We start from the raw sequence: 1,176 nt of genomic DNA on the forward strand, positions 1-1,176 counted from the left end.
GTCGCTGTTGTTTTTGCTACAGTTTCTCCTACTTTTTCACCATGTACAGTTTCAAATGTAATATTTAATTTTGTTTCCGTTGCTACTGCTTGTTCCAGCATCTCTTTCTGTAAGCTTTCTACTTTCTGTGCATACACATCTTCTGCAAGTACATTTACAGCCGGCATTCCAGCAAGAACTGCTGTCAAAGAAAGCACACCTACTTGCTTTGCTACAAATCTTTTCTTCATAACACTACCTCACTTTTCTTTTTTGCTCACACTTTCAAAAGCTGCGTCCCCACTCTTCCGTTCACGTACCTGCATTCATGCCTCAAGCTCACACGCATGCTTTTCTATTCTCCACTATTATAAGTCTTAGTTTTTAAGACGTCAACTACCAAATGCCATTTTTATCAGACTTTCATGAATTTTCATAGAGCCCTGGTTTATATTAATCAAAAAAGGAGCATTTCATGAAAAATATTGGACTTACCCTTAAAAATGCGCGGGAAAATAAAGACTATACACAAAAACGTGTCATGGAATTAACTGGAATTAATCGGAAATCTTTGTCGGGATATGAGAACAATGTTGCAGAACCAGATTTGAATACCTTTGCAACCTTGGCAAGATTATACGATCTTTCTGCCGATGATGTATTAGAAATTAAGCCCGGACATGCTTCATTATCCCTTTCCCGTCTGGAAACCCGGATGTTGTTGGTATTTCATTCATTGTCAGAAGAAAGGCAGCGAGAATTCCTTGTCCAACTAGAAGCCTTGTCCAAATATCTCGGCACCCAATAAGCTTTATACATTTTTCACCGTTTTTTTATTGTATTTTTCCTGATTTTCTGCTAGAATAACTTGCAGAAATATGATCATAATATATTCAGGATTTCCTGATATGTGTTTTATATTTTTATAACCATTCAGTTAGGAGGTGACTTTATGAAAAAATATATTTGCGAACCATGCGGATATGAATATGATCCAGAAATCGGTGATCCAGATAACGGAATCGCACCTGGAACAGCATTCGAAGATCTTCCAGAAGATTGGGTATGCCCACTCTGCGGTCTTGGTAAAGATGTTTTTGTAGAAGCGTAAAAAAATAAGGGGGCTGTCGGGAAATAGATAGTTCCAAACAGGGGCAGATTTGACTCGTATAAGTCAAATCTGCCCCTGAAACTTTT

At 37.8% G+C, this 1,176-nt stretch carries 3 protein-coding genes; 2 read left to right on the forward strand and 1 reads right to left on the reverse strand.

The features are described 5' to 3' along the window. On the reverse strand, positions 1 to 230 hold a 230-nt coding region (locus ACESPO_RS13240), incomplete at its 3' end, for a hypothetical protein (protein WP_499788986.1). Positions 231 to 454: 224 nt separating this feature from the next. Between ACESPO_RS13240 and ACESPO_RS13245 the strand changes: the two genes are divergently transcribed. Both ACESPO_RS13245 and rd read left to right on the forward strand, forming a co-directional pair. Further along, positions 455 to 787: a helix-turn-helix domain-containing protein gene (locus ACESPO_RS13245; RefSeq protein ID WP_120093028.1), complete on the forward strand. Its 333-nt coding sequence runs from the start codon at positions 455 to 457 to the stop codon at positions 785 to 787. Between the two features lie 144 nt (positions 788 to 931). Then, entirely contained in the window at positions 932 to 1,090 is a 159-nt protein-coding gene (rd, locus tag ACESPO_RS13250; protein WP_008976410.1) for a rubredoxin, read from the forward strand. Positions 1,091 to 1,176 lie beyond the last annotated feature (86 nt).

The organism is Coprococcus sp. HPP0074, assembly GCF_964238105.1.
Classification (GTDB): Bacteria; Bacillota; Clostridia; order Lachnospirales; family Lachnospiraceae; genus Faecalimonas; species Faecalimonas umbilicata.